Annotated in this window: 24 protein-coding genes and 1 other annotated feature; of the genes, 10 read left to right on the top strand and 14 right to left on the bottom strand. The window is 30.5% G+C overall.

Annotated features, from left to right (window positions below; genetic code table 11):
* Positions 1 to 75: 75 nt before the first annotated feature.
* Entirely contained in the window at positions 76 to 501 is a 426-nt protein-coding gene (locus GXK57_RS15010; RefSeq protein WP_160677939.1) for a DUF327 family protein, read from the bottom strand.
* Positions 502 to 903: 402 nt separating this feature from the next.
* Here GXK57_RS15010 and GXK57_RS15005 point away from each other — a divergent pair, with 402 nt between their 5' ends.
* Positions 904 to 3,519 (top strand): calcium-translocating P-type ATPase, PMCA-type, encoded by a 2,616-nt coding sequence (locus GXK57_RS15005; RefSeq protein ID WP_160677937.1) that lies wholly within the window; start codon positions 904 to 906, stop codon positions 3,517 to 3,519.
* A gap of 207 nt (positions 3,520 to 3,726) precedes the next feature.
* Here GXK57_RS15005 and GXK57_RS15000 read toward each other — a convergent pair whose 3' ends face one another.
* The 3 genes from GXK57_RS15000 to GXK57_RS14990 all read right to left on the bottom strand — a co-directional run bounded on the left by GXK57_RS15000 (position 3,727) and on the right by GXK57_RS14990 (position 6,004).
* Positions 3,727 to 4,578 (bottom strand): MBL fold metallo-hydrolase, encoded by an 852-nt coding sequence (locus GXK57_RS15000; protein WP_160677935.1) that lies wholly within the window; start codon positions 4,576 to 4,578, stop codon positions 3,727 to 3,729.
* A gap of 77 nt (positions 4,579 to 4,655) precedes the next feature.
* Entirely contained in the window at positions 4,656 to 5,489 is an 834-nt protein-coding gene (locus tag GXK57_RS14995; protein WP_160677933.1) for a S1-like domain-containing RNA-binding protein, read from the bottom strand.
* The gene (locus tag GXK57_RS14990) at positions 5,486 to 6,004 is read right to left on the bottom strand and encodes a gamma carbonic anhydrase family protein (protein ID WP_160677931.1); all 519 of its coding nucleotides are present in this window, start codon (positions 6,002 to 6,004) and stop codon (positions 5,486 to 5,488) included. The genes GXK57_RS14995 and GXK57_RS14990 overlap by 4 nt, the downstream gene beginning before the upstream one ends.
* Positions 6,005 to 6,352: 348 nt before the next feature.
* On the opposite strand from GXK57_RS14990, the gene GXK57_RS14985 reads away from it, so the two are divergent.
* Positions 6,353 to 7,378 (top strand): CehA/McbA family metallohydrolase, encoded by a 1,026-nt coding sequence (locus GXK57_RS14985; RefSeq protein ID WP_160677929.1) that lies wholly within the window; start codon positions 6,353 to 6,355, stop codon positions 7,376 to 7,378.
* Positions 7,379 to 7,405: 27 nt separating this feature from the next.
* Here GXK57_RS14985 and GXK57_RS14980 read toward each other — a convergent pair whose 3' ends face one another.
* Positions 7,406 to 7,741 (bottom strand): hypothetical protein, encoded by a 336-nt coding sequence (locus GXK57_RS14980; protein WP_160677927.1) that lies wholly within the window; start codon positions 7,739 to 7,741, stop codon positions 7,406 to 7,408.
* A gap of 294 nt (positions 7,742 to 8,035) precedes the next feature.
* Between GXK57_RS14980 and GXK57_RS14975 the strand changes: the two genes are divergently transcribed.
* The 3 genes from GXK57_RS14975 to GXK57_RS14965 all read left to right on the top strand — a co-directional run bounded on the left by GXK57_RS14975 (position 8,036) and on the right by GXK57_RS14965 (position 9,917).
* Entirely contained in the window at positions 8,036 to 8,494 is a 459-nt protein-coding gene (locus tag GXK57_RS14975) for an Lrp/AsnC ligand binding domain-containing protein (RefSeq protein WP_128214576.1), read from the top strand.
* A 156-nt stretch (positions 8,495 to 8,650) separates the two neighbouring features.
* On the top strand, positions 8,651 to 8,860 hold the full coding sequence (locus GXK57_RS14970; RefSeq protein WP_128214577.1) for a DUF378 domain-containing protein: 210 nt from the start codon (positions 8,651 to 8,653) through the stop codon (positions 8,858 to 8,860).
* 250 nt (positions 8,861 to 9,110) lie between these two features.
* A complete protein-coding gene (locus GXK57_RS14965; RefSeq protein WP_160677925.1) occupies positions 9,111 to 9,917 on the top strand; it encodes a putative ABC transporter permease in 807 nt (268 codons plus the stop codon).
* A 262-nt stretch (positions 9,918 to 10,179) separates the two neighbouring features.
* Here the strand turns inward: GXK57_RS14965 and GXK57_RS14960 are convergent, their stop codons facing one another.
* Both GXK57_RS14960 and GXK57_RS14955 read right to left on the bottom strand, forming a co-directional pair.
* Entirely contained in the window at positions 10,180 to 11,928 is a 1,749-nt protein-coding gene (locus tag GXK57_RS14960) for a phosphoenolpyruvate carboxykinase (RefSeq protein ID WP_160677923.1), read from the bottom strand.
* A 501-nt stretch (positions 11,929 to 12,429) separates the two neighbouring features.
* Complete coding sequence (locus GXK57_RS14955) at positions 12,430 to 13,149, bottom strand: lysophospholipid acyltransferase family protein (RefSeq protein WP_160677921.1); 720 nt, start codon at positions 13,147 to 13,149, stop codon at positions 12,430 to 12,432.
* Positions 13,150 to 13,373: 224 nt separating this feature from the next.
* Between GXK57_RS14955 and GXK57_RS14950 the strand changes: the two genes are divergently transcribed.
* Positions 13,374 to 14,240 (top strand): ComEC/Rec2 family competence protein, encoded by an 867-nt coding sequence (locus GXK57_RS14950; protein ID WP_160677919.1) that lies wholly within the window; start codon positions 13,374 to 13,376, stop codon positions 14,238 to 14,240.
* A 91-nt stretch (positions 14,241 to 14,331) separates the two neighbouring features.
* On the opposite strand, the gene GXK57_RS14945 is transcribed toward GXK57_RS14950, so the two are convergent.
* Both GXK57_RS14945 and GXK57_RS14940 read right to left on the bottom strand, forming a co-directional pair.
* Positions 14,332 to 15,021: a ribonuclease H-like domain-containing protein gene (locus GXK57_RS14945; RefSeq protein ID WP_160677917.1), complete on the bottom strand. Its 690-nt coding sequence runs from the start codon at positions 15,019 to 15,021 to the stop codon at positions 14,332 to 14,334.
* A 15-nt stretch (positions 15,022 to 15,036) separates the two neighbouring features.
* Complete coding sequence (locus GXK57_RS14940) at positions 15,037 to 15,765, bottom strand: HAD-IB family hydrolase (protein WP_160677915.1); 729 nt, start codon at positions 15,763 to 15,765, stop codon at positions 15,037 to 15,039.
* Between the two features lie 334 nt (positions 15,766 to 16,099).
* On the opposite strand from GXK57_RS14940, the gene GXK57_RS14935 reads away from it, so the two are divergent.
* From GXK57_RS14935 to GXK57_RS14925, 3 genes are read left to right on the top strand one after another with little or no spacing between them, the layout of a single operon-like run.
* Positions 16,100 to 16,321 carry a ferrous iron transport protein A gene (locus GXK57_RS14935; protein WP_160677913.1) on the top strand — a complete coding sequence of 74 codons (222 nt, stop codon included), beginning with the start codon at positions 16,100 to 16,102 and terminating at the stop codon, positions 16,319 to 16,321.
* 26 nt (positions 16,322 to 16,347) lie between these two features.
* Positions 16,348 to 18,111 (top strand): ferrous iron transport protein B, encoded by a 1,764-nt coding sequence (feoB, locus tag GXK57_RS14930; protein WP_160677911.1) that lies wholly within the window; start codon positions 16,348 to 16,350, stop codon positions 18,109 to 18,111.
* 13 nt (positions 18,112 to 18,124) lie between these two features.
* Complete coding sequence (locus GXK57_RS14925; protein ID WP_160677909.1) at positions 18,125 to 18,298, top strand: FeoB-associated Cys-rich membrane protein; 174 nt, start codon at positions 18,125 to 18,127, stop codon at positions 18,296 to 18,298.
* Between the two features lie 50 nt (positions 18,299 to 18,348).
* Here GXK57_RS14925 and GXK57_RS14920 read toward each other — a convergent pair whose 3' ends face one another.
* Both GXK57_RS14920 and argS read right to left on the bottom strand, forming a co-directional pair.
* The gene (locus GXK57_RS14920; protein ID WP_160677907.1) at positions 18,349 to 19,152 is read right to left on the bottom strand and encodes a ribonuclease H-like domain-containing protein; all 804 of its coding nucleotides are present in this window, start codon (positions 19,150 to 19,152) and stop codon (positions 18,349 to 18,351) included.
* 2 nt (positions 19,153 to 19,154) lie between these two features.
* Positions 19,155 to 20,846 carry an arginine--tRNA ligase gene (gene argS, locus GXK57_RS14915; RefSeq protein WP_160677905.1) on the bottom strand — a complete coding sequence of 564 codons (1,692 nt, stop codon included), beginning with the start codon at positions 20,844 to 20,846 and terminating at the stop codon, positions 19,155 to 19,157.
* Positions 20,847 to 21,069: 223 nt separating this feature from the next.
* Positions 21,070 to 21,274: a binding site (T-box leader), on the bottom strand.
* Between the two features lie 281 nt (positions 21,275 to 21,555).
* Here argS and GXK57_RS14910 point away from each other — a divergent pair.
* On the top strand, positions 21,556 to 23,067 hold the full coding sequence (locus tag GXK57_RS14910) for a Ppx/GppA phosphatase family protein (protein ID WP_160677903.1): 1,512 nt from the start codon (positions 21,556 to 21,558) through the stop codon (positions 23,065 to 23,067).
* Positions 23,068 to 23,461: 394 nt separating this feature from the next.
* Here GXK57_RS14910 and GXK57_RS14905 read toward each other — a convergent pair whose 3' ends face one another.
* The 3 genes from GXK57_RS14905 to GXK57_RS14895 form a co-directional block, all read right to left on the bottom strand.
* A complete protein-coding gene (locus GXK57_RS14905) occupies positions 23,462 to 23,704 on the bottom strand; it encodes a DUF3892 domain-containing protein (RefSeq protein ID WP_160677901.1) in 243 nt (80 codons plus the stop codon).
* Positions 23,705 to 24,001: 297 nt separating this feature from the next.
* Entirely contained in the window at positions 24,002 to 24,637 is a 636-nt protein-coding gene (gene trmB, locus GXK57_RS14900; protein ID WP_160677899.1) for a tRNA (guanosine(46)-N7)-methyltransferase TrmB, read from the bottom strand.
* Positions 24,638 to 24,650: 13 nt separating this feature from the next.
* Positions 24,651 to 25,286: a site-2 protease family protein gene (locus GXK57_RS14895; protein WP_160677897.1), complete on the bottom strand. Its 636-nt coding sequence runs from the start codon at positions 25,284 to 25,286 to the stop codon at positions 24,651 to 24,653.
* Between the last annotated feature and the right edge of the window lie 271 nt (positions 25,287 to 25,557).

The raw sequence follows: 25,557 nt of genomic DNA, 5'->3' as shown, positions 1-25,557 counted from the left end.
TATTTATTCAAAAACTCTAATTAGAAAAAAAATCGCTAAACAATATAATTTTAGCGATTTTTGATTCTTTAGCAGTTATCTGTATATATCTACCATCAAACCCTGTATTTCATCAACAGTAGATGCAATAGAAATATTATCTTTTTCCTCTGATAAAAGTGAATCTGTAAGTTCTTGTAGCTTTGAATCAATGGTATCTACAGTTATAAAATATTGAGTCTGCCAAAAACTAATATCCTTCTTCACACTATACATATACTCTAAAACCGATTTTAGATACTCTTTTATTTGGTTTTTATAAGCTCTAACATCAGCATAGCTCTTTGTTATTACAAGCCTATTACCCTTTTTCTTTATATCGTCCATTAAGTTCTTTAATTGTTCTTCAGATCTTTTTCTTCTTTCTTGATTGAAGCTATGAGAGAAATCTTGCTTAGTGTCAATCTTTTTTCTTTCTTCGCTTTGTACAGTGCTCTTTCTTCCTACCCTTGAAATTTCCACAAATCCTCACCTGCTTTTTTATTAGTATTAAATAACGGTTAATTAATAATAATAGAAATAGTATATTCATAGACTCATCTATTTTAAAATTCACATATATCTGCATAATTATTATGTTAATTACTAATATTAGTGTGTATTATTATATCAAATTATAATTTATTAAACAACTAAAGAGTTCCTATATAAAAACTTAGTTTATAGTTGACTAAAAACCAAGGCTGTTGGTTATTTTATTGAATTTATAAATTAATAGTTGAGTTAGGGAACATATAAGTTTTAGTTATATTATGTCGAAGTTTTTTACATTCCAAATATTTCATAATATTCAATATGTGATATACTTATAATAGATGTCCTAATTAATGTTATTTAATACTGTATAATGAGGTGATAAGTTCTATGTGGTATTCTAAAAATACTACCGAAGTATTAAAGGATTTAAATGTGGATGAAAAAGTAGGTTTATCTACCGAAGAAGCAAAAAATAGACTATCAAAATATGGTGAGAATAAGTTAGCAAGTAAGAAGAAAAAAAGTATCTTCCAACTTTTTTTAGCTCAATTGGCTGACTTCATGATTTATATCTTATTTGCTGCGGCGTTTATTTCAGGGTTAATGGGAGAAATCAGCGATGCTATAATAATTGTAATCGTAATACTGGTAAACGCAATTGTTGGAGTAGTTCAAGAATCTAAAGCAGAAAAAGCCTTGGAAGCCCTAAAACAGTTATCCACTCCAAAAGCTGTAGTAAAAAGGGATGGTGCCTTAGTAGAAATTCCCTCGGAAGAAGTAGTACCTGGAGATATCATAATAATAGATGCTGGAAGATACATTCCAGCAGACCTTAGATTGATTGAGAGTGCTAACTTAAAGATGGAAGAATCCGCATTCACTGGAGAGTCAGTACCAGCAGAAAAAGACGCCAAGGCTGTTATTGACGGTAAAGTTGGAGTAGGCGACCAGCATAATATGGTTTTTATGTCTACCCTTTCAACCTATGGTAGAGGTATGGGAGTAGTTGTTGGTACAGGAATGGATACAGAGATAGGAAAAATCGCTAAGATGCTTGAGCAAGAAGAAGAAGACTCTACCCCTCTCCAAAAGAAACTTGAGCAGTTAGGAAAATATCTAGGTATCGGCTCCATAGGTATTTGTCTAATTATATTTTTAGTTTCATTATTTCAAAAAAGAGATATATTTGAGATGCTGCTTACATCTATCAGTCTTGCTGTAGCCGCTATACCAGAGGGTTTACCTGCCATTGTGGCTATTGTTCTAGCCATGGGGGTTCAGAGAATGATAAAAGAAAATGCTATCATAAGAAAACTTCCTGCTGTTGAAACCTTGGGATCAGTAAATATAATATGTTCTGATAAAACCGGTACACTTACACAAAACAAGATGACAGTAACAAAATTCTACGCCGATGATAAACTTCTAAAGATAGATGCATTAGACTATAAAAATAAAACCGGTAGATTACTTATTGATTGTATGATGTTATGTAATGATGCTACATACTCAGAGAACTCAAAAACAGGAGATCCCACAGAAATAGCCTTGCTAGAAGCTGGCTTTAGGTATGATATAACAAAAGAATCTATAAATAATAAGCATAAGAGAGTTGATGAAATTCCTTTTGATTCGGACAGAAAGCTAATGTCTACAGTAAATGCTTATGATGATAAATACAGAGTTTTTACTAAAGGAGCTATCGATAGTATCCTAAAGATTTGTAATAAACTACTTCTTAGAGGTGAACTTCTAGACTTAACCGAAGATATGAAAAAAGATATCTTAAAAGCCGTAGATTTAATGTCAGATGATGCGCTAAGAGTTTTAGCTGCAGCATACAAAGAAGTGCCTTCAGCCCACATTAATATCGATGAAATAGAAAAGGATCTAATCTTTATAGGAATGATGGGAATGATTGATCCTCCAAGACTTGAGGTAAAAGACTCTATAGCTTTATGTAAACATGCTGGAATAACTCCAGTTATGATAACCGGGGATTATAAGAATACAGCCTTCGCTATAGCTAAGGAGCTTGGTATAGCAGAAAATCTAGATCAATCAATATCTGGTGAAGATATTGATAAACTCAATGACGAAGATTTTAGTAATAAAGTAAAAAGCCTAAGAGTTTTTGCTAGAGTTTCACCAGAGCATAAGGTTAAGATAGTTAAAGCTTTTAAAGCTCACGGTAACATAGTTTCAATGACCGGTGACGGTGTTAATGATGCCCCTTCACTAAAGGCAGCTGATATTGGAGTTGCCATGGGGATAACAGGAACGGACGTTGCAAAAGGTGCTGCAGATATGGTTTTAACTGATGATAACTTTACAACTATTGTTTCCGCTGTGGAAGAAGGCAGAAATATTTTTAGCAATATAAAAAAATCAATAGTATTTCTACTTTCTTGTAATTTAGGAGAAATAATAACTTTATTTGTAGCAATATTATTGAATTGGGATTCTCCTCTTCTTCCAATCCACCTGCTTTGGGTAAATCTAATAACAGATAGCTTACCTGCTTTAGCACTTGGTGTGGATCCTGGAGATAAGGGCGTAATGGATCTTCCACCAAGAAATCCTAAAGAAAGCATTTTTGGTGGAACAACTAAGCTAATGCTTCCTTTAAATGGAATACTTATAGGTGCATTAACTCTAGTTGCTTTTAGAGTTGGAGAAAACTTATATCCTGATTCTATTCCTCACGCTAGAACTATGGCCTTTGTCGTACTTAGTATCTCTCAATTATTTTACGCACTTTCAATAAGAAATGATAGGAAATCCATATTCCAAATCGGAGTATTCTCTAATCACTTTTTGATAATAGCTATAATTGTAGGAATTATACTTCAAGCCTCAGTTATAACTATTAATCCAATAGCTCAATTATTTAAAGTTTATTCACTTACATTAAAAGATTGGGGGTTTGTCATTATACTCTCCCTTGTACCTTTGGTAATAAATGAACTGACTAAGTTAATTCTAAGGAATAAAGAAAAATAGTTCTATTAACCTTTCTGCTAAGAATATTTATTAATTACTATAAATAGAAGCCATGCATAAAAGGAAAATAACTTACCTTTATATGCATGGCTTCTAACTTTAAATATGTTTATAGTACTTTTTTCACAAACTCGTTAAAAAACAAAATGAAATATAGCCCAATTTTAATACGATACTTGATAGATGCAAATTTAAATTCTTAATAACTTAATTCTTCCTGGAATACACTTGCAAGTGAACCACTCCATTATCATCCTTTTCGCTAAGTACCATAATATCACCATATTGATCTGTTCTGAACACATTACATTTGAGATCAGTAAAGTTCTTTACTACTTTGCTGTTAGGACTTTCTACTCCGTTAGAAGTTATTATAGCTACACCTGGCCTAACTTTTCTTACAAAATCTTTATAAGATCCAGTACCTATACCATGATGAGCTACTTTTATTACATCTACATCAGCAATATCTTTATTCTTCATGACTTGTTTTTCTAAATCTCTTTCAGCATCTGCCATGAACAAATACCTTAAATCACCAATTTGTCCCAAAAGTACTAAGGAGTTATTATTTTCTAGAAACTTACTTGGCTTTGTAGGTGCTATAGCTTTAAGGTGTATATCATTATGTTCCATATACCACCCAGCTTTTACATACTCATATTTTACCTTGGAGGCTTCTACAACTTTCATCACTTTAGCTTTTTCCTCTTGTTTTGCACAAAATTCTGGAAGCATTAAGTGAGACACTTTTACTGATTTTAAAACATCTTCTAATCCACCGTAATGATCATCGTGATAGTGTGTAAGTATGACATAGTCTAATTTATTAATAGACTCACTTTTAAGCTGTGCTATAAGCTTAGAACTCTGCTCTTTAACACCTGTATCGATTAGAATATTGAAGTCCTTACTTAGTATTAGTATAGCATCACTTTGTCCAGTATTTAAAACTTGAACTCTTGTAAGCTTATCAAAATCTGAAGCAAAGACCTTGAAGTTGGTAGCAAATAAAAATAAAATCATAATTGCAATTGTTTTTTGTAGAATTTTTCTCATATATATGAACCTCCTTTTTTACTTTAGTAATAGTATGGTTCATATTATATTTATAGATACGCTACTTACAAATTATTTTATTTTTTTATTAACTTTGTACCATTCTCATCTTGAGTAATAAGATTTTCTCTCATCAAGCCGCCAAGTGCCATCTTGAAATAATTTTTGCTTGAATTAAAGATTTCTTTAATAGTTTCTGGTGAAGTCTTATCATTGTAGGACATAGCCCCACCATTATCCTTAAGGTACTGCAATATTTTTTCTTGAAGTTCGCTTCTCTCTTCTAGCTTCTGTCTTCTTGGTGTTACCCCTACTTTTCCATCTTCATATATCTTCTTAACTCTTACCTTTACTTCATCTCCAGGTCTCAAGTCTGAGAAGTACTCATTATTAAGTATTACCCCTCTACAAAGACCATTTACAGCTATCATAAGAGATCCATTAGTTTGATAACCATAGATAGTACCAGTAGTTTCTTCTCCCAAGGTTACATCTTCCCATATATCCAAGGCTCTATCTATATCTGTAGTTGCCGCTAATCTATGGGTTTTATCTTCATAGATATAAAACAAATACTTCTTTCCTAGTTCAAGCTTGTATTTCTGTTCCTTTATTGGAACCAAAATATCTCTTTCTAGTCCAAAATCAACAAATGCCCCTAATTCAGTTATGGACTTTACCTCAAGATAAGCTACTGTATGAATTGTAGCAAGTGGGGTTTTTAGTGTAGCAATCAATCTATCTTTAGAATCTCTATATATAAACGCATGAATCTTCTCGCCTAGTTCAAGTTTTCTTTCTAAAGTATTACCATATGGTAACAATATTCCGTCATCAGTCCCATCTAAATAATAACCAATTGAACTTTCTCTTATTACCTCTAAATCATTGAAATCACCTAGTTTAATCATATGTCCTCCGTACTCTTTTTATATTTTACTGATAAATCTATATATCTTGTAGAAGATGCTTTTATATTAGCTATCTCTTCTTCAGTAAGCTCTCTTACTACTTTGGCAGGAGATCCAAAGCATAACACTCCAGATGGAATTTTTTTATTTTCCGTAACTATACTTCCAGCTCCTATTATTGTATTCTCACCAATAATTGCTCCATTTAGTATTATGGATCCCATACCTACTAAAACATTATTGCCGATACTACAGCCATGAATAATTGAATTATGGCCTATAGTAACATTCTCTCCTATCATAACAGGATTGTTTGTATCTACATGCACAGTGCTATTATCTTGAATATTTGTACATTTCCCTATGGAAATACTGTTTATATCACCTCTTATAACGGTACCAAACCAAATATTAACTTTTTCTTCTATATTTACTTTTCCTATTACTTCCACATTCTCTGCTATATAAGCACCTTCAGCTATTTTAGGATAAATATTTTCAAATGAATGAATCATTATATCTCCTCCCATGCATGACTATTATTTTATCATAGTAAAGGCTTATTATCCATATTTTATAGAGTTTAATTTACTCTTACATAATTTAGCTTCCTTATTCTTTATCATATTATGTACATTTAAACAATCTATACATACTTACCCACAACTTTATCCAAAATATAATTTCCTAAAGAATAAATAAATATACTTATATATAACATTTTAATGTAAAGAGAAGATAAAGATGTACCACTTCGTTGCAAAATGATTTGTCTAATAAAAATATAATTAATGTATAAATTATAGTTAATAAAAACAGCTAAGAATAATATTATATATTATAGCAATAATAGGAGTCATACTTTGAGTAAACATAGGAAACATAGATCAGAGAATGTACAATTATTTGATCCTTCAAATATAAGATTTATATATGGTATTCCTCATTGTCATACGAATATTTCTACTGGTGAGGGTTCAGTGATCGAGGTCTTAGAATATGGCAAAAGAAATAAATTAGACTTTATGATATTAACAGATCATAATAGGTACTTTTCAAGCAGCTCTCACAGCGAAAAGTTCCCAAAGTGGGATGAGCTTAAGAAGAACTTAGACAGATTTAATAAAAAGAATGATGACTTCGTAGCAATACCTGGCTTTGAAGCAAGATCTAACCCTTGGGGTCATTTAAACATTGTTAATCCATCCTCATGTTTTACAGGAATAATTAGAAATTTCAATAATTTGATGCTTTGGATGCTTTCCAATAAAAATAGCTATATTTCAATTAACCATCCTGGAAGTATAGTGGAACAAATACCTTTTAGTCCATTCTTAAATAAATTTATTAACACCATAGAGGTAGGTAACGGTTCACCCCCAAACAAATATAAAAGATACTCTAAAAGATACTACTCCATGCTTGACAAGGGATGGATCCTAGGTGCAGTAAATGCTCAAGATAATCATCATCTAAACTTTGGTGATACTGAAAACCTAACAGTGGTTATTGTAAACAAACTAGATAAATCATCAATAATAGATGGACTTAGATGCCGAAGATGTTATTCCACAGAATCTAGAAACCTAAAATTTTATTTTAGTATCAACAATTCCTTTATGGGGGATGAGCTTCTAATTGAAAAAAATGAATCATTAAATTTTTATATATTTGCAGAAGATAAGTTTCATCCTATTGAAGAAATTCAAATAATTTCTTACGGTGGTAGAGTTGTAAAACATTTGAAGAACATTTCTCTATATAGCATTAAATATTCCTTAACTCTACCTTACTCAGAAAAAGAGAAATGGTACGTAATAAAAGTTATTCAAAAAAATAATAAGGAGGCTATAAGTTCTCCAATCTTTATAAAAATAAAAAACTCCTAAAGGAGTTTTTTATTTTGGTTATGTTAACTATTTATTATTATCTTTGTTCATATGTTTAACTCTGTTTGGCTTAGCCTTAGGTCTTATATTTACCTTTTTCTCATCTTTTTTCTTAATTCTTCCTTGCTGTAGATCAATAAACCACAATAACAAAATCACAAATAGGCCTGAAAAAACTGGTGTCGCTATATTGCCCTGTATTCTTAGCACTATAGGTAATACAAAAGCTATGATTGCTAATGCTAATACTATCCACTTATTTACCTTAAGCTTACTCAAAACAAATATCTTAAGCAAGTTGAATACAGCTAAGACTATTATTGCAAATAATATCAGGAAAAGAACTCTCATAAAAGTCGTCATTATTATGCTCCTCCAATACGAAAAAAATGTAATTCTTTAATTAATATATTAGACGAAAATCTAAACATTTTCAATATATTAAAATCTCCTAGCACTTTCATATGTTTCTCTTTTTATAATAAAACATAGTTCTTGTCCCATAATTTAGCTTAAATTTGATGATTATAAAAAAATACTCCTACTTTTTTTAATTTTTTAGTAGAAATGAATTGGTTTTTTTGATAAAATATAAATTGAACAATGGTATTTTTACAGTATTAGGATATAAAACATAGAAGAGGTGAATTTTTGCATATGCAAAATGTAAATTTGGATGAATTAGATTTGCAGATATTAGACATTTTAATTAAAGATTGTAGAACTCCTTATTTAGAGATAGCAAGAATGTGTCACGTTAGTGGTGGAACAATACATGTTAGAATGAAGAAAATGGAAGACTTAGGCATCATAAAAGGGACAAGGATACTATTGAATCTTCCAAAGTTAGGATATGACGTTTGTTGTTATGTTGGTATTTATGTTGATAAAACATCTTCTTTCTCTGCAGTATTTGATGAGTTATCAAAGATTAAAGAAGTTGTTGAGCTTCATCTTATCACTGGAAACTATTCTGTATTTGCTAAAGTTATTTGCAAGAGTATCGCTGATCTTCAGGATATACTTATGAATAAGGTAAATACAATAGCTGGTATAGAAAGAACTGATACATTTATTTCATTATCTCAACCAATTGATCGTAATATTCAACTATAAAGAGCATATTGCTCTTTTTCTTTTTAATAATTACTTTTATCCATTCCACATGCTTTTATTTACTCTTATAAATACATATATAAATTATATATGTATACATAAAATTTTATTTTGCGGCAATACTATAAGAGAAAAGTAAGCAAAGGAGTGATTTGAATGAAAACTCTAGATATAATAGCACTAGTTTTAGTTATAATAGGTGCAATAAATTGGGGACTAATTGGTTTTTTCCGATTTGATTTAGTTGCCGCTCTCTTCGGAGATATGTCAGCGATAAGTAGAGTTATATATGCAATTGTAGGAATTGCAGGACTTTATGCTATTTCATTCTTTGCAAAAGATAGATATACTAATAATGCTGAATAATTAATAATAAATCCCCTTAATTATTTAAGGGGATTTATTATTATGTTTACAAATATTCAACATTTCAATCATAAATCTATTTTCAGAACTCCTCTTGGCTCCGAGAGTAGTTCTGAAAATATACATTTTAATATGAAATTATGCATCTATATAGATAATATTTCATAATTTACAATTTTGTAAATTACTCTTGTAGATTTTAGTATATAATAGATATTAAATGTCCATAATCTTCAAAAGGAGGTGAATCATGCTCACACCAATATTAAATGGTTTTTCTTTATATGAAATAGTATTTTTCTTCGCAATATATTCATTCTTAGGATGGTGTATTGAAGTGGCTTATGCCTATACTAATAGAGGTTATTTTGTTAATAGAGGCTTTTTATATGGTCCCTTCTGCCCTATTTATGGAGTGGGTTTTGTAGCTATAATTGTCTTTCTTGATAAATTTAAAGATAATTTAATTGCTCTATATATCTTATCAACTTTATTGACATCTATAATAGAATACGTAACGGGATATTTGTTAGAAAAAATATTCAAATCTAAGTGGTGGGACTACACAGAAGATCCTTTCAACTTACACGGCAGAATATGCCTACACTTTTCATTAGCTTGGGGACTTGCTGCTGTTGCAATAATAAAAATAATTCATCCAATCTTTTATATTTTAGTAAATGTATCCGCTTTTAATACAGGTGTATATGTTTTTTATATTCTAGTAAGCTATTTTATTATCGATTTGATACTTACTATTAGTTCTCTGATACAGTTTAATATTATTCTTACTAAACTTACTTTCATTAGTGGAGAATTAAAGAGAAGGTATTCATATATAGTTTCAGCAACTAAGGAGAAAGCTATGGGTACCGCACAAGATATGGAAGATGGTTTTAAGGAATTAGTAGACAACTATAATAATAACTTATCAAAGATAAACTTCAATCACAAGAGGTTAATGAAAGCTTTTCCTGATATGAAATCAACCTCCTTTAATACTATAATTACAGAACTAAAAGAAAAAATCTCTTCTATTCGGGATTTAATAAAGTAAAAAAAACGCTAAAGCTACCTTCTTTAGCGTTTTTTTACGCATCTGACTTTTCAAATGTACATTAGGAAAATATGTCATGCGCCATAATTAATTTTATTCTTTTTCATACATATTCATTTAGGAACCTAGGCTATTCATCTAAGGCTTTATCTAAAATACAACTTTATGAACAATAAAAAATCACTAAAGAAATCTTTAGTGATTTTTTGTCCTGCATTTTAATAGTTCTTAAAACTTGAATTTGCTAAGAACATTGTTGAAATTAAAGTGTCTTTATAAGATCAAATAATTCTAGTGCAGCATTCTTTGGTCCATTCTTCTCAAGTCCTGCTACTGCTAGACAAGTCTTTATTTGACCTACCTTTATCTTGTCTTCAAAGCTTCTATTGAAGTATCTATCTATTAAAACATCTGTTTCAGATTGCTTTTGAGCCGGTCCAAAAGGATTTGCAAAATAAGAAGTAACTAATCCTGTCTCTGTAGTTGTTCCCTTTGCCATTCTAGCTCCAGCCTTAAATATATCTATTGCTTGTGTAGGAGTTTCAAAGAGTTCTATTGCCTTACCACCTTCATTAACTGTTTCGTAATTGTTAGCATAAAGTAGTATATCCACCTTATAACCCTTTATAATTTCTTTATAAGTAGATACAGGCATTACAAGTCTAGCATTTATTTTGTCTGGGTTCATAAATATACTTCTATCTATTTCTTTAAATGCGTAGCCTTGATCAAGGTCATCAAGTCTTACAAATGCACCAACTTCTGTCCCGTATCCATAAATTCCATCTTCTTTAAGTTTAAATGAGCCCATGTCGTCAAATACTACTGTCATTTCACTTACATGATCTTCACTTAATGCTCTGAAAGCTTCTAAGCTTTCTGACTTACCAGCACCACTATCTCCGATAATTACTACATTAGCATTTTTACCATTCTTTAGAACTATGTTAACCATAGCACCATGTATTGGTAAATAGCCTCTCTTTATCATAATAAGATTGTGTAAAGTTAAACACATCTTTTTCATATATCCAAAATAATCAATATTATCATTGTAGTTTACATAACCAAACATTATATCATACTTCTTATCTTCATAGAAAACAGTCTTAAGCTCACTACCTTCTTCTTCTTCTGCTCCAAAAGTATAAACAATGTCAGGTTTCTTCCCTCTATATTCCTCTTCTCTTGCAAGTTCAAATAGGTTACTTAGAGTTATACCATGTTCCATAAAATCTCTATGGAAATATACAAATGCTAAAAGCTCACCGATCTTTGCAGGATAGCAGAACCAGTTATCTTTATCAATCTTTGCATTCACTAATGGATTTTCATAAACTTCGTTAAACATACCATCTCTTGTATTCTTTTTAGGATATGTTATAAAAGGTGTTTCAAGAGCTATTGTTTCTATAAAAGGAATTTCTTCTAAAGCTTTATACTCTTCTGGTACTGTCCAAACAGGATTATTTATTAATATGCAAGCATTTCCACCAGCTGGTAATTGTCTAAATATATTAGGCATAGTACCAACAACATTTTTCTCAATAGTTCTATAGAAATTAAGTATTAGCATTGAAAATTGAGAATTTGCTTCCAAAAAGCTTACAGATGCTATTCCGTCTCTTATTCTATTATTATGAATTATTGTATATCTTTCAAGTCTTCTCCAAAATGAATATATATCCTCTATGATTGATATAAATCCTTCTCTATCTTCAAGTATCTTTTCTACATCTTCATTGTATGAAATTATTTCATCAGCACTCATTATTGTTAATAATTGAAATGATCTCACTAGAGCCTTACTTATCTCTTTTATATCTGTAGTCCCTAGTTTTTGTGATAATATTTTATAACTGTGAGAATTTCTTGCTTGAGCTTTCTTGAAAAATGTATCAAGCACTCTTCTAAAACCATAGCTTTGTAATAAGCTCTCATAATTGCTGCAATACTTCTCAGTAAAATTAATAGTCACCTTGTCATTGCTCATTGAAAATTCTTTACGCATTTGCGGCCCCCTCATGAATCTTTTTTTTTTATAAATTGCATATTCATAATAAATATATAAACCTTGAGTCGATTATACCACAACTTATGCAACTTAACCAATACTTTTTTTCATTTTTCCTCATTATTATAGTATAAAAAGTAATGAAAATATGTGATAAAATTCATAATGAAAATCTTTAAGTATTATCATTTTATTAAAAAAAATGAATTTGAAATTCTACTTTCCTTCATAATTTTAATTAATTATTAAAATTTCATCCTTTTTAACTTATATCTAGATAAATATATTTTATTTTTTGTATATCTTATTTTTTTAAAACCTTGTAAATAAATTCTTATATTCCATACTTTTCAACTTTAATTCAACCAATATTTTACATACTTATATATAATTGGCTTAAAACAAAAAAACGCTGATAAAACTTTCTTCAGCGTTTTTTTGTTTACACATGTTATATTTGTAATAGTTCAAAAATTTTTTTAGTCTATATATTTTTATCTATGCTCTCATTTTTTTCAAGTTTTCTTCAATTTTATCATGTATTATTTCTGCTAAATCTCTTTGTTCTTCTTTTGTAAGCTTTTCAGGATATATAGGTTCATCAAATATAATTTTAATATTTGCTCCTCTAAACTTCTTACTTTCTTCATAGCCTTTATAAGAGCCGTCTATAGTTACAGGAACTATAGGTACATTTGCTTTTGTTGCAAGCTTTAAGCTGCCCTTTTTAAAGCTCTTCAGCGTCCCATCCTTAGCTCTAGTACCTTCTGGAAATATGGCCATAGAATAGCCTTCATGAAGATTATCTACACCTTTATTGATAACATTTATAGCTTCCCTTATATTATCTCTATCTATTGGAACGCTATGTACTGCTTTTAGCCATAATCCTAGAATAGGCACCTTTAGAAGTTCCTTTTTAGCAATAAAACCTATAAGCCTATCTGCATTTAAAACTAAAGTTGGAATATCAAATATACTTTGATGATTCATTACAAATACACAAGGACCTTCTGGAATATTCTCAACACCTTTTGATTCAATTTTATGATTTAATATATTCATGGTAAACCTGGCCCACGCAACATATTTCTTCTTTACATACCTGTCTACGGTTTCTTTACTAGAAAACTTCTTTAAGACAAATATAACTCCTGCCCTAAAAAACTCTAATATCATATACAAACCATAACAAATCATCAAAAAATAAATTTTCACTATAAACACCTCAAAAATTATATTGTTGTTGATGTATCATTTCGGATTAAAATAGTACATCTTTGTATCTTGCACATCTTATTATACTTGTGCTTATGGCTTTAAGCAATATTTTAGACTTTACATTTGTTAAAGTTGATAATAAACTATTTTTGATAAGAGTAATCTAAACTGATGTTTAACTTCGATAAACATCTAATAAAAGTATTGGAAAGGATTAATTTATGAAAAAACTATATCACGTATCTATAATATTGATTTTAACACTATCCCTTACGTTACTAGGCTGCTCAAATTCCGCTACTACTAATAATAGATCTAGCAATAACACTGCTTCCAAATTTGTAGCTAATTATATCGATGTAGGTCAAGGTGATTCAATATTAATTCAAACTAATGACAAAACAATGCTCATAGATGCTGGTCCAAAAGAAAATGAAGATAAATTACTTACTTATCTAAAAAAGCTAAACATAAAGAAATTGGACTATGTTGTAACTACTCATCCTCATGAAGATCATATAGGTGGAATGACAAGTGTAATTAAGGATTACTCCATAGGAAAATTTTATGCTCCTAAAGCAACTACAACCACTAAAACCTTTCAGAATATGATACTTGCTTTAAAGGATAAAAATTTAAAGATAAATATTTTAAAACCTGGAATGGGAAGCGACATAAATTTAGGCGATAACACCAAGGTTGAAGTTTTCTCACCAAATAGTGAGAAGTATGAGGATCTTAACAATTATTCTCCTATAATAAAGATCAGTTATGGAAAAAATTCTTTTCTTTTCACCGGTGATGCGGAAAAGTTAGAAGAAAAAGAAGTTCTTCAAAAAAATTATGATTTAAAGGCGGATGTTCTAAAGGTAGGTCATCATGGTAGCAGTAGCTCAACAGGCAAAGATTTTTTATCTAAGGTAGCTCCTTCTATAGCCGTTATTTCTTGTGGTAAAGGAAATGACTATGGTCATCCCCATAAGGAAACACTTAAAACCTTAGAACAGCTAAAGGTAAAAGTATATAGAACTGATTTATCTGGAACCATAGTGATAACCTCTGACGGAAACAATATATCAGTAAAATAGCCAGTCTAAGCCAGTGATATTGGTTGGTTTAGCTAGCAAAAAATTTTATACTGGTCACTGGTCTTAACAGTAAAAAATAACAGCACCTGTATTATTCATTAATACAGGTGCTGTTATTATCTCCTTCATTCTCATTAAGTTTGATGTACTTGTTCCAAGTCATGCATATATGAAAGAGATTCACCACATCTTGCTCGTTATACTGCAATATCTTATCTATCTTTTCCTTAGGCATTCTTAGGATATAATCTTTATCCTTAATAACCTTGTGAAAGGTCTTAGCTAGGTTTGAGCCACTCATTAGTTCCCCTTCCCTAACTATATCAAACTTCTTTTCTAAAGCTTTAAGTCCAATTCCCATTTTTATTAATTTTTCATATTCTTTTTGAAGATCTACAGAAACAAAATAATCTTCAAATTTGAATTCAATGCCATATTGATTAAATAAATAGTTTATAACGGTAAAATCGTTATTGCCAGAAAAAGTAACTATGTATCTTTTTCCCTCCTCATATGCATTTAAAAAGTATTTCTCAGCTAAAATAAGTATATCTTTTATTTCATACTTGTTTTCTATCATATACTGAGTAACTATGAGCTCTGATTTGGCCTTATCATATATGCATGCACCAAAAACCCCAACACATTTAGGTTTTTTGTAAACATAATGCTCTAAGTCAAAGAAAATTGATTTGCTACAATCATAGGCTTCATCATCAACCTTTATAATAAAGCTATCATCAACTTCTCCTACCAGTACATCTCTCTCCTTTATTATCACTTTATCACTCTTTTCTTATAGAATTTCAAATCTGTCAGGTTTTAAACTATATATAACATCTTTTCTTTCTACTATTATATTTATTTTTTCCTTTACCTCCTTATCACTTCCTATCTTGCTAAGCAATTCTCTTGTTGGATTTATGCAGTATGGATTTTTTACAAGACTCATCATTGTGAAGTCACCGGCAGTATCACCGTAAGCGTAACTTTCACTCAAATCTATATCATATTTATTAACAAAGTAATTTATAGCTTCCATCTTACTCTTATGATCCCACATTGGAATAACCTCACCGGTATATCTACCTTCACCATCTAATAAATATTGTGCACCTTTAAAGTCATTAAATCCATGTTTCAAGGACATTTCTTTCACTAGTTCCTCAGGACTACCAGATATAGTTATAAGCATATGTCCTTGTTCCTTATGCCATCTTATTCTATCTCTAGAAAAGGTATATAATCTTTCACCTTTTTGCTCTATAACTTTTTTAGCAATAAACTCTATTTGATGCTTATAAAGCCCTATTATTCCTTCTAGGTAAATATCTATCATTTTAAGTAAATATCCGTCATAATCACCTTGTCTTTTATCCCACTTCAAAAATTCCGGTCTAACTTCATTATACCATTTTTCTGATTGTATTATTTCATATTTTATCATTTTCTTGAACATTTCTGTTATTAAACCTTCTCTGTATAGGGTTCCGTCAATATCAAAAAAAGCTGCTACTTTTTTCATGTTATCCCTCCTAAGCTAATAATATTATCACATATTAATACTTTGTATAATTTTTCATACCATTATATATTGAAATCCTCTATTAAGTAAAGCTTTGTTTATAAATTAACATTTTTCATTTGATAATAGTGTTTATTAACCAATAATAAATATCTATTCTTTTGGTTTTTATATATTTATTATATTCATATCTATCATTATCAACAGTATCTATAAAACCTTTTCTAAATTTTCTGTTTTTTCAAAATATTATTATTTCATGTATATCCTTGACTTTTTATTAACAGGGTGGTATTATTTTCTTGAGAATGATTTTCAATGCGAGGTGGAAAGAATGTGCGTTTATGATTTAAAACCAGGTCAAGCAGGTGTTGTGGACAACATTTCTGGAGATGATAAATTAGTAAAAAGATTAATGGCACTAGGTTGTATCGAAGGAACAGAAGTAACTCTAAAAAGAGTAGCTCCTTTAGGTGATCCACTGATAATTAGTTTAAGAGGATTTAATATAGCCATCAGAAAAAACGATGCAAAAAACATACTATTAAAGAAGTAATTGAAATTTAGTAAGGGGGATTTTTAATGACTACAGTAGCTCTATTGGGAAACCCAAATGTGGGTAAGACAACTCTTTTTAACGCGCTAACTGGTTCAAATCAATATGTTGGTAACTGGCCAGGAGTAACAGTTGAAAAAAAGGAAGGCAAGCTAAATAATATAAAAATAGTAGACTTGCCAGGTATTTATGCAATGGATACTTTCTCTAATGAAGAAAAGGTATCAAAGTCCTTTTTGGAAAATGAAAATGTTGATCTTATAATCAATATAGTAGATGCTTCTAACTTAGACAGAAACTTATACTTAACACTTCAATTAAAGCAGTTTAAAAAACCAATTGTTCTTCTATTAAACATGATAGATGTGGCTGAAAAGAAAGGCTTTAAGATCGACTACAAAGCTCTTGAAGAAGAGTTAAAAGTAAAAGTTATACCTATGGTAGCATCAAAGAAAAAGGGGATAGATCAGGTTAAAAAGATGCTTGTTAATAATGAATTATCACTGACAATAGATGATAATGACTATTATTTCAATTCAGAAAAAGATGCATACTCTTATATAGACGGAATAATAGCTTCCTCAAGAGCTAAAAATGATAAAGGAAATACTTCCCTTACTGATAAGATAGATAAAGTTTTATTACACCCTATTTTAGCTTATCCTATGTTTGTACTTATTATGGCCTTTATATTTCAATTTACCTTTGCTTGGGTTGGTAAGCCTTTGCAGGATTTATTGGATGGACTTTTAAATGATAACTTAATACCATTTTTAAGCAATCTCTTATCAAGCACTGCTCCATGGTTCCAGTCTTTAATAGTAGATGGAATAGTTGCTGGTGTAGGTGGAATTATTACTTTTCTACCATTAGTAATGACTTTATTCTTATGTGTATCAGTACTTGAGGATAGCGGGTACATGGCTAGATCAGCTTTTATTATGGACAGTCTTATGAGAAAGGCTGGACTTTCCGGTAAAGCATTCATTCCAATGCTTATGGGATTTGGATGTAACGTTCCTGCTATTATGTCTGCAAGAACACTTGAAAGCGAAAAAGATAGAAAACTTACAGCGCTACTTATACCTCTTATGAGCTGTAACGCAAGATTACCTATATATGCAGTATTTGCTCCATTATTCTTCGGTTCAAAAGCTGGACTTGTTGTAGGCGGCTTATACTTCCTAGGAATTGTAGTTGCTTTCTTAGTAGGTATGCTATTTAAGAATACTTTATTCAAGAAAGAGGAAGAACCATTTATTATAGAACTACCTGAATACAAGATGCCTGAAGTAAGAACCGTACTTAAGAACACTTGGGATAAAGGTAAGGGCTTCTTAGCTAAGGCTGGAACAATAATATTTGCGATGACTGTTTTAATTTGGCTTTTACAGAGCTTTAGCTTCTCTGGTAAGGTTGATGACATAAATCAAAGCTTCTTATTTAACATAGGTAACTTCGTAGCTCCTATATTTGCACCTTTAGGATTTGGAAACTGGCAAGCTTCAGTATCCTTAATAACTGGTGTTCTTGCAAAAGAATCTGTAGTTTCAACTATGACAGTTATATATGGAGGTAACCTAGATGCCGCTATATCTGCAGGCTTTACTACTGCAAGTGCATTAGGCTTTATGGTATTTGTATTACTTTACACTTCATGTGTTACAGCTCTAGGTACTATGAAAAAAGAATTTGGTGGCAAAATGACTGCTTTCTCAGCAAGTTATCAATTTATACTTGCATGGATTGGAGCATTCATTGTATTCACTGTAGGAAAACTAATATTTTAAAGAAGGTGTTTTTATGATAGAAATATTAATAACTTTAGCAATAGTTGCAGTTGCAGGTTTTATATTATTTAAAAACGTAAGAAGTTCTGCAAAAGGTGAATGTCATTGCAGCAGTAGTAGTTCTTGTTCTTCATCAAGCTGTGCTGGTTGTTCATCTAGCACTACCCCATTAACGATAAAGAAATAGATTATAAAAAAACGCTAAAGAATCTTTAGCGTTTTTTTATATTATGGGCATCATTGATGCCCAGCTTGCTTATTGTCCAATATCTCTTTAATCTTACTAGTATTCACTTTGTTTTGAATAAGCTCATATATGATCTTAGACGCAGTTTTCTTTGACATATTTCCAAAAGCTCTTTTGTCTAATTCAACACCCTTTTTCTTACTTAAATACTTTATATAATGTTTTTGATTTTTGGAAAGTAAATCATCTCTTCTTAATCCTTTTATTTCGATATCCTTTAATATGAGAAATAATAAAGGCAAGTTGGACACATCCTCCATATTATGAAGTATTATTTTCTTTTTTATTTCTTCATCACCAGTACTTAAATAATCAAAATAAGCATCTCTACATTCTTTACCATTAATACTGTCTTCTCTCTGTACTCCTAAATACCTCTCCATATCTTTTAGCGAACATCCACTTAAGTTTAATGAGTTTTTATAGGGAGCTATCTCCCTATAAAAATCTATATGTTTATCTATTTTAGGAATTTCAAGATTATTTATACTCAATCTTTCAAGTATGAATGGTTCATCAAAAGCTAATCCATTGAAAGTACACCAAACCCTTCTATCTTTTACAATCTTTAAAAAGCTTTCTAGAAGAATTTTTTCTTCATTATGTTCACAAAACAAGATTTCATTTTTAAATATCTTATTTTCAAACTTACCTACAGAGATAGCAAAGACCTTATTATTTAGCTTATCAAAACCAGTTGCTTCTATATCAATAAACGCAATCTTATTTAAATTATATTTACTATATAAGTCTTCCTCTAACTTTAGAATATGGTTTTGAGTTATAAACTCCATGCTTACATCTTCTCAACTGTTTCTATGCCTATTAAACCTAGGCCATTTTTTATTACCTGACAAGTAGCTTCAACTAGTTTTATTCTGGCACTCTTTAGGCTTATATCATCAACATTTGCTACAGAATGAGCATTATAGAACTTATTGAAGGCCTTTGCTACATCTATTACATATCTAGTAACAACAGAAGGTTCAAGCTTTTCTATAGCATATAATATGCTAGCTTGGAATCCGTCTAAAGTCTTAACAAGCTCAAACTCTTCTTTTGATTGAAGCTTTGAAAAATCGCTTTCTTCTGATACTTCTCCAACTTTTCTAAGTATGCTCTTTGCTCTAGCATAAGTATACTGAACATAAGGTCCTGTCTCTCCTTCAAAGTTCAATATCTCTTTCCAATCAAATACTATATCTCTTTCTCTACTATTTCTTAAATAAGTAAATACCACTGCACCAATTCCAACCTTTTTAGCTACTTCCTCTTTGTTCTCAAGAGTTGGATTTTTTTCATTTATTACTTCTAAAGTCTTAGATACAGCTTCTGATAATAATTCATCTAATAGTATTACATCCCCTTTTCTAGTAGATAGCTTTTTCTCAGCAAATCTTACTATTCCAAATGGGACGTGAATACAATTCTTAGCCCATTCATGACCTGCTAACTCTAAAACCTTAAATACTTGATTAAAATGTAGCGCCTGATCCTTACCAACTACATATATTGCCTTTGAGAAATCATAAGTTTTCTTTCTATACATAGCAGCAGCTAAATCTCTTGTAGCATATATTGATGCGCCATCAGACTTTAACACTATACACGGAGGCATGTTATACTCATCTAGCATAACTACTTTAGCTCCATTGCTCTCAACCAAAAGTCCCTTTTCCGCTAGTTCTTTAACTATGCTATCCATCTTATCATTGTAGAAACTTTCTCCTGCCCAAGAATCAAAGTCTACATTTAGCATTTCATATATATTGTTAAATTCTTTTAAAGAAAGCTTTCTAAATCTATCCCAAAGAGCTACAGCTTCACTGTCACCTTGTTCAAGTTTCTTAAAGTACATTCTTCCTTCATCTTCTAAGGAAGGATCTTTATCTGCTTCATCATGGAATTTTACATATATTCTAAGTAGTTCTGAAATAGGATGTTTCTCTAAAGCTTCTTCATCAACCCATCTCTTATAAGCTGATATAAGCTTACCAAACTGTGTTCCCCAGTCTCCTAGATGGTTTATCCTCTCCACATTATAACCTTCAAATGAAAACATTTTATAAAGAGAATTTCCGATAACTGTTGTTGATAAGTGTCCTACATGAAATGGCTTAGCTATGTTTGGAGATGAATATTCTACTATTATATTTTCTCCATCGCCAGCTGTTGAAGAACCATAGCACTCTTTTTCAACTAATATCTTATCAACTGTATTTTTTGTAAATGTCCCTTTATCTACAAAGAAGTTTACGTAAGGTCCTAAATTTTCTACTCTTTCATACCCTTCTGCATTGATCTTATCTTTTAGCTCTGAAGCTATTATATTAGGTGCTTTCTTTAAAGACTTCGCTAGTTGGAAGCATGGAAATGCAAAGTCTCCCATTTCTGGTCTTGGTGGTACCTCTATAAAGCCTTCTAAGGTATCCACATCTATTTCTAAATGCTCTTTTAGTCTTTCAGCTGTAAGCTTCTTATAATCCATTGTATCTCCTCCTAAATCTATATAAAAACAATTACTCTATGGCAATTTATTTCTATTGCAACTCTTCCTTTTGTTTGTATAGCCTTGAAACTCTACATAGAAAAATATAATTCTAAAAGTTGCTTTTTATAGCTTCTTTTATAAAAGGCAAACTTCTGCTTATTAATTAAACTGTTTTATTTATATAGAATGCTTAAACGTTAAAAAAAGTCCGTCTCGATTTTTAGAGACGAACTTATATCCGCGGTACCACTTCTATTGGTTAAATAACCCACTCATAATTATAACGCATAATGCGGCATGCCCTACTACAATTTTTCAAGCAGCATCTCCAAGGCTCTTTTCCCTTACTCTATCTTACAGGGCTTACACCATCCCCTGCTCGCTAAAAGAATTAAGTAAAGTACTCTTCTTTTCTTAGATTTTTTTTATTTTATTATCTATATTATATCCAATAAATTTTTTTCTTGTCAACACCAACTGAATATAAATAAATTTTAAGCTTTTTTTATTCTTTCTTCCATATCTAAATTTAAGATGTCTATATACTTATGCAAAAAATATCTAAAATATAGTTACCTAAAGAACAAAAAATATAAATTTTATCATGAAGTTGTACAGCTAAATATGTTAATATATTAATATACCTTTATGAATTTATTGAACAAATATTCTATTTTATTATAGGCTACGTTAAGGAGATTTATTTATGAAAAGATTCGGAGTAATAGATCTTGGATCTAACTCAACTAGAGTTATGCTTGCTCAAGTTGAAGATTCGGGTTACTTTAAAATAATTGATGAGATTAAAGAAACTATACGATTAGGTGAAGATATATCAAAGACCTCTGCTATATCTGTAGAGAAGATGGAAAAGACTTTATCTACTCTAAGAGCATTTAAAGCTCTATGTATAGAATCAGGTGCCTCTGAAATTATTCTTGTTGCAACTGAAGCTTTAAGGTGCGCTACTAATAAAAAAATCCTTAAAGATAAAATAGAAAAAGAGCTTTCTTTAAAAATTAAAATTTTAAACTTTGATGAAGAAATTTACTATAATCATTTAAGCATAAAGAATAGTCTTTATTATAAAAATTCACTTATGGTTGATATAAGTGGCAATCATACACATTTAGCTTGGATAAAAAATAATGAAATAATAAAAAAGATAACCATTCCCTTAGGATGTATTAATATATCAAATGACTATGAACTTACAGACGTTATAAGCTACAATAATTGTCTAGCAGCTACTAGCTATGTGGAAGATGCAATAAAAAGTATACCTTGGCTATTTGATACTGAGTTCGATAGCATAATAGGAATTGGTGGCACCATAAGAAACATAGCTAAAATTCAAAAACACACAAAGAGGTACCCAATAGGAACTCTACACAATTATTCCTTTGATGATTATGATCTAAGTGAAATATATAATCTTCTAAAATGTAAAAATCTAAAAGGGCGAAGTAAAGTTGAAGGTTTGTCAGTAGATAGAGCAGATGTAATATTTGGCGGCATAATAATTCTTGACAAACTAGTACAACTTCTTTCTATAAAGAATATAAAAATCTGTGGCAGAGGTCTCAGGGAAGGGATTCTTCAGGAATACTTAAATAACAATTATACAACAGCTTGGGATGATATATTGGATTATAGCATAGACGGTATAGTCGAAACCTTAAATATAAATAGAAAGCATGCTGTTAAGGTACACGAAATCACTGGTAAGCTTTTTAAAGAGCTAAAACCACTTCATCGACTTGGAGATGAATATTCTAATATAATTAAAACAGCTTCCCTATTGCATGATTGCGGAACTAGTATAAGGTACTATGATCATCACATCCATTCCCTTTATATAATACTTAACTCAGCTATAAGCGGCCTCTCTCATCGTGAGATCCTTATGAGTGCTTTGATAGCATCAATGCATCGAAATAACAATTTCCAGCTCCCTTTTATTAAGTATTCCAGCATAATTAACAGAATGGATATAGACGCCATAGAAAGTATAGGTATTCTTTTAAGAATTGCTGAGGGACTTGACAGAAGTTTAGAAGGGGCAATAAAGGATTTTGAGGTAATCATAGATGAAGATACAGTTTTGTTATGTCTAAGCTCAGAAAATGATTTAATCTTAGAAATAGGTCAAGCAATGAGAGCAAGTAATAAATTTTATGAGATTTATGATAGGAAATTAGTTGTGGTAAAAAAATAGCTAAAGCGTTTTTCTTTAGCTATTTTTTTGCGCATCTGCCTTTCCGAATGGATATGAGGAAAATCTGGCAGGCGACATATTTTTTCTATTTTATTCTTTCATTTCATAAGCTTTTAAGCAGGCCACCCATAATTATCCTAAGTTATATTTAAAATGTATTTTGTTAAAGAATAAAATAGCTAAAGCGTTTTTCTTTAGCTATTTTTTTCGCATCTGCCTTTCCGAATGGATATGAGGAAAATCTGGCAGGCGACATATTTTTTCTATTTTATTCTTTCATTTCATAAGCTTTTAAGCAGGCCACCCATAATTATCCTAAGTTATATTTAAAATGTATTTTGTTAAAGAATAAAATAGCTAAAGCGTTTTTCTTTAGCTATTTTTTCGCATCTGCCTAATATTTTACTTCTGGTAAACTATCTAAATTATTATCTTTAGTACCATCAGGATAACTTCTCAAATAAGGCTCACCTTTTCTAGAAGTTGAAACTTGTACTCCTGTTATCTTTCCTTCCTTTGCTAGGCTTATAGCTTCTTCCTTTTGAACTATCTCTCCGCTATCCAGCTTATATGCTTCTATCTCATCATTGCTATCCTTAACAACCCCTACAATGGTTCTTGTTGAATTTTCGCTCATTTTCACCACTCCTTTTAGTGTTATAGGATTTTTATTAACTTTTAATGGCTATATCTATTATTTGATTAAATACTATTTTTATGTATGTTACTTATCTATGTCTAAATCGCTGATTTTTTGCTTCTACCTTTCTTGACGTATGTAAGGAAAATATAGCAGATTAATATACTTTATTTTTTACTGTTAATCCTAAATAGATGTTATGAGCCCTTGAAGTTAGTCGTTTTATACAGAAAAAACTTTACACTTCCATAGACAGCAAAAAAAGCCGCTGATGCGACTTTCTTTCCACATTAATTATTTAAGTTTAGCTATCAAAAACATAGTTTTCATTCCTAAAGATGTGAACTTAGATTCATACTCAGTCATTATATTATCGTTAAAATCTGAATTATGTAGATCATAAGTTACAAATTCAAGTGAAAACCCACTTTCCTTAAAGTACTCTTGAGATTCATCAAATAGACCTATATCATCTGTTTTAAACCAAATTTCACTTTTAGGCGCTAGGAAGTTCTTATACGTATTCAGAAAACCACTATGAGTAAGTCTTCTCTTTTTATGTCTTTCCTTTGGCCAAGGATTGCAGAAATTGATATAAATCTTACTTACCTCATCTTTTTCAAAAACATCTCCAATAAATGATATATTCATTGGTATCAGTCTTACATTTGGCACCTCAGCTTCGTTTACTTTTTTTAATGCATAAATAAGTACTTCGTCCTTTAAATCAACTGCAATATGATTTATATCTGGAAAAGCTGCTGCTTTTTCACTAATAAACTTGCCTCTTCCGCATCCTAACTCTAAGTGGATAGGTTTATTATTATTAAATTCCTCATTCCACTTTCCTTTAAGCTCAGATGGATTGATAACAACATTTTCTGCTTGTTCTAATTCTGGTCTTGCCCACCATTTTTTCCTAAGTCTCATATAGTCCTCCTATTTATAAAGCAATGGCTGTAATCAGCTTACCACACAAATCCTGAATAGCACCCGTTGGTATAGCTAAAAATTTAGCACCACCAAAAGCTATCAATGCTATTATTATAAATTGATATCTATAAAGCGAATCAGATATCTTACTAAAGAATGATGGAAATAAATCTTCTAATATTCCAAATCCATCAAGCCCCGGCAACGGCAATAAGTTAAAAACAAAAAGGTTAATATTTATCACAATTATTGCATTTAAAATGTCAATTACAACTTTAGAAAGCTGTGAATAATTGTCTACAAAATAGAATCTAAAAGCTAACCCAAATATGACTGAAAACACTATAGCAACAAATAAATTAGCTAAAGGGCCTGCTATTGTAACCTTTAAATCATCTTTATATCCGTTTTTAAAATTTCTCCTGTTCACTTGAACTGGTTTTGCCCAACCAAACTTCATAACAAGTATTAATAAAAATCCAATTGGATCTATGTGTGCTAATGGATTTAATGTTAATCTACCTTGAAACCTAGGAGTCTTATCCCCAACAATATCAGCAACTTTAGCATGAGCATATTCATGAAATGTAAAACCGATTAATATAGCCGGAATCATTATGATAATATCTAATAGTTTCTCTCTCATCTTGTCCTACTTTCTCCTATTCTTTTTCACTCTTTACTACAGAGTTTTTATTACTTATTTACAATAATATAAAAAGCATACTATACTGTCTAGTCTAAAGTATAATTATATCATATAGTCACAGATTACTTCAATCCATCCTTACTACATAAGAATTACTTACCATTAGGGTATTTAAAATTTGTTATATATTATTAAACATAATTATATAAGATTTAATCCTTTGTAGGAATAAAAATTCGCTAAAGAATCAATTTTCTCTAGCGAATTC

The sequence above is a fragment of the Clostridium sp. C8-1-8 genome, assembly GCF_009928445.1.
Lineage (GTDB): Bacteria > Bacillota > Clostridia > Clostridiales > Clostridiaceae > Clostridium_AR.
This window is presented reverse-complemented; position numbering and strand designations above follow the sequence as displayed.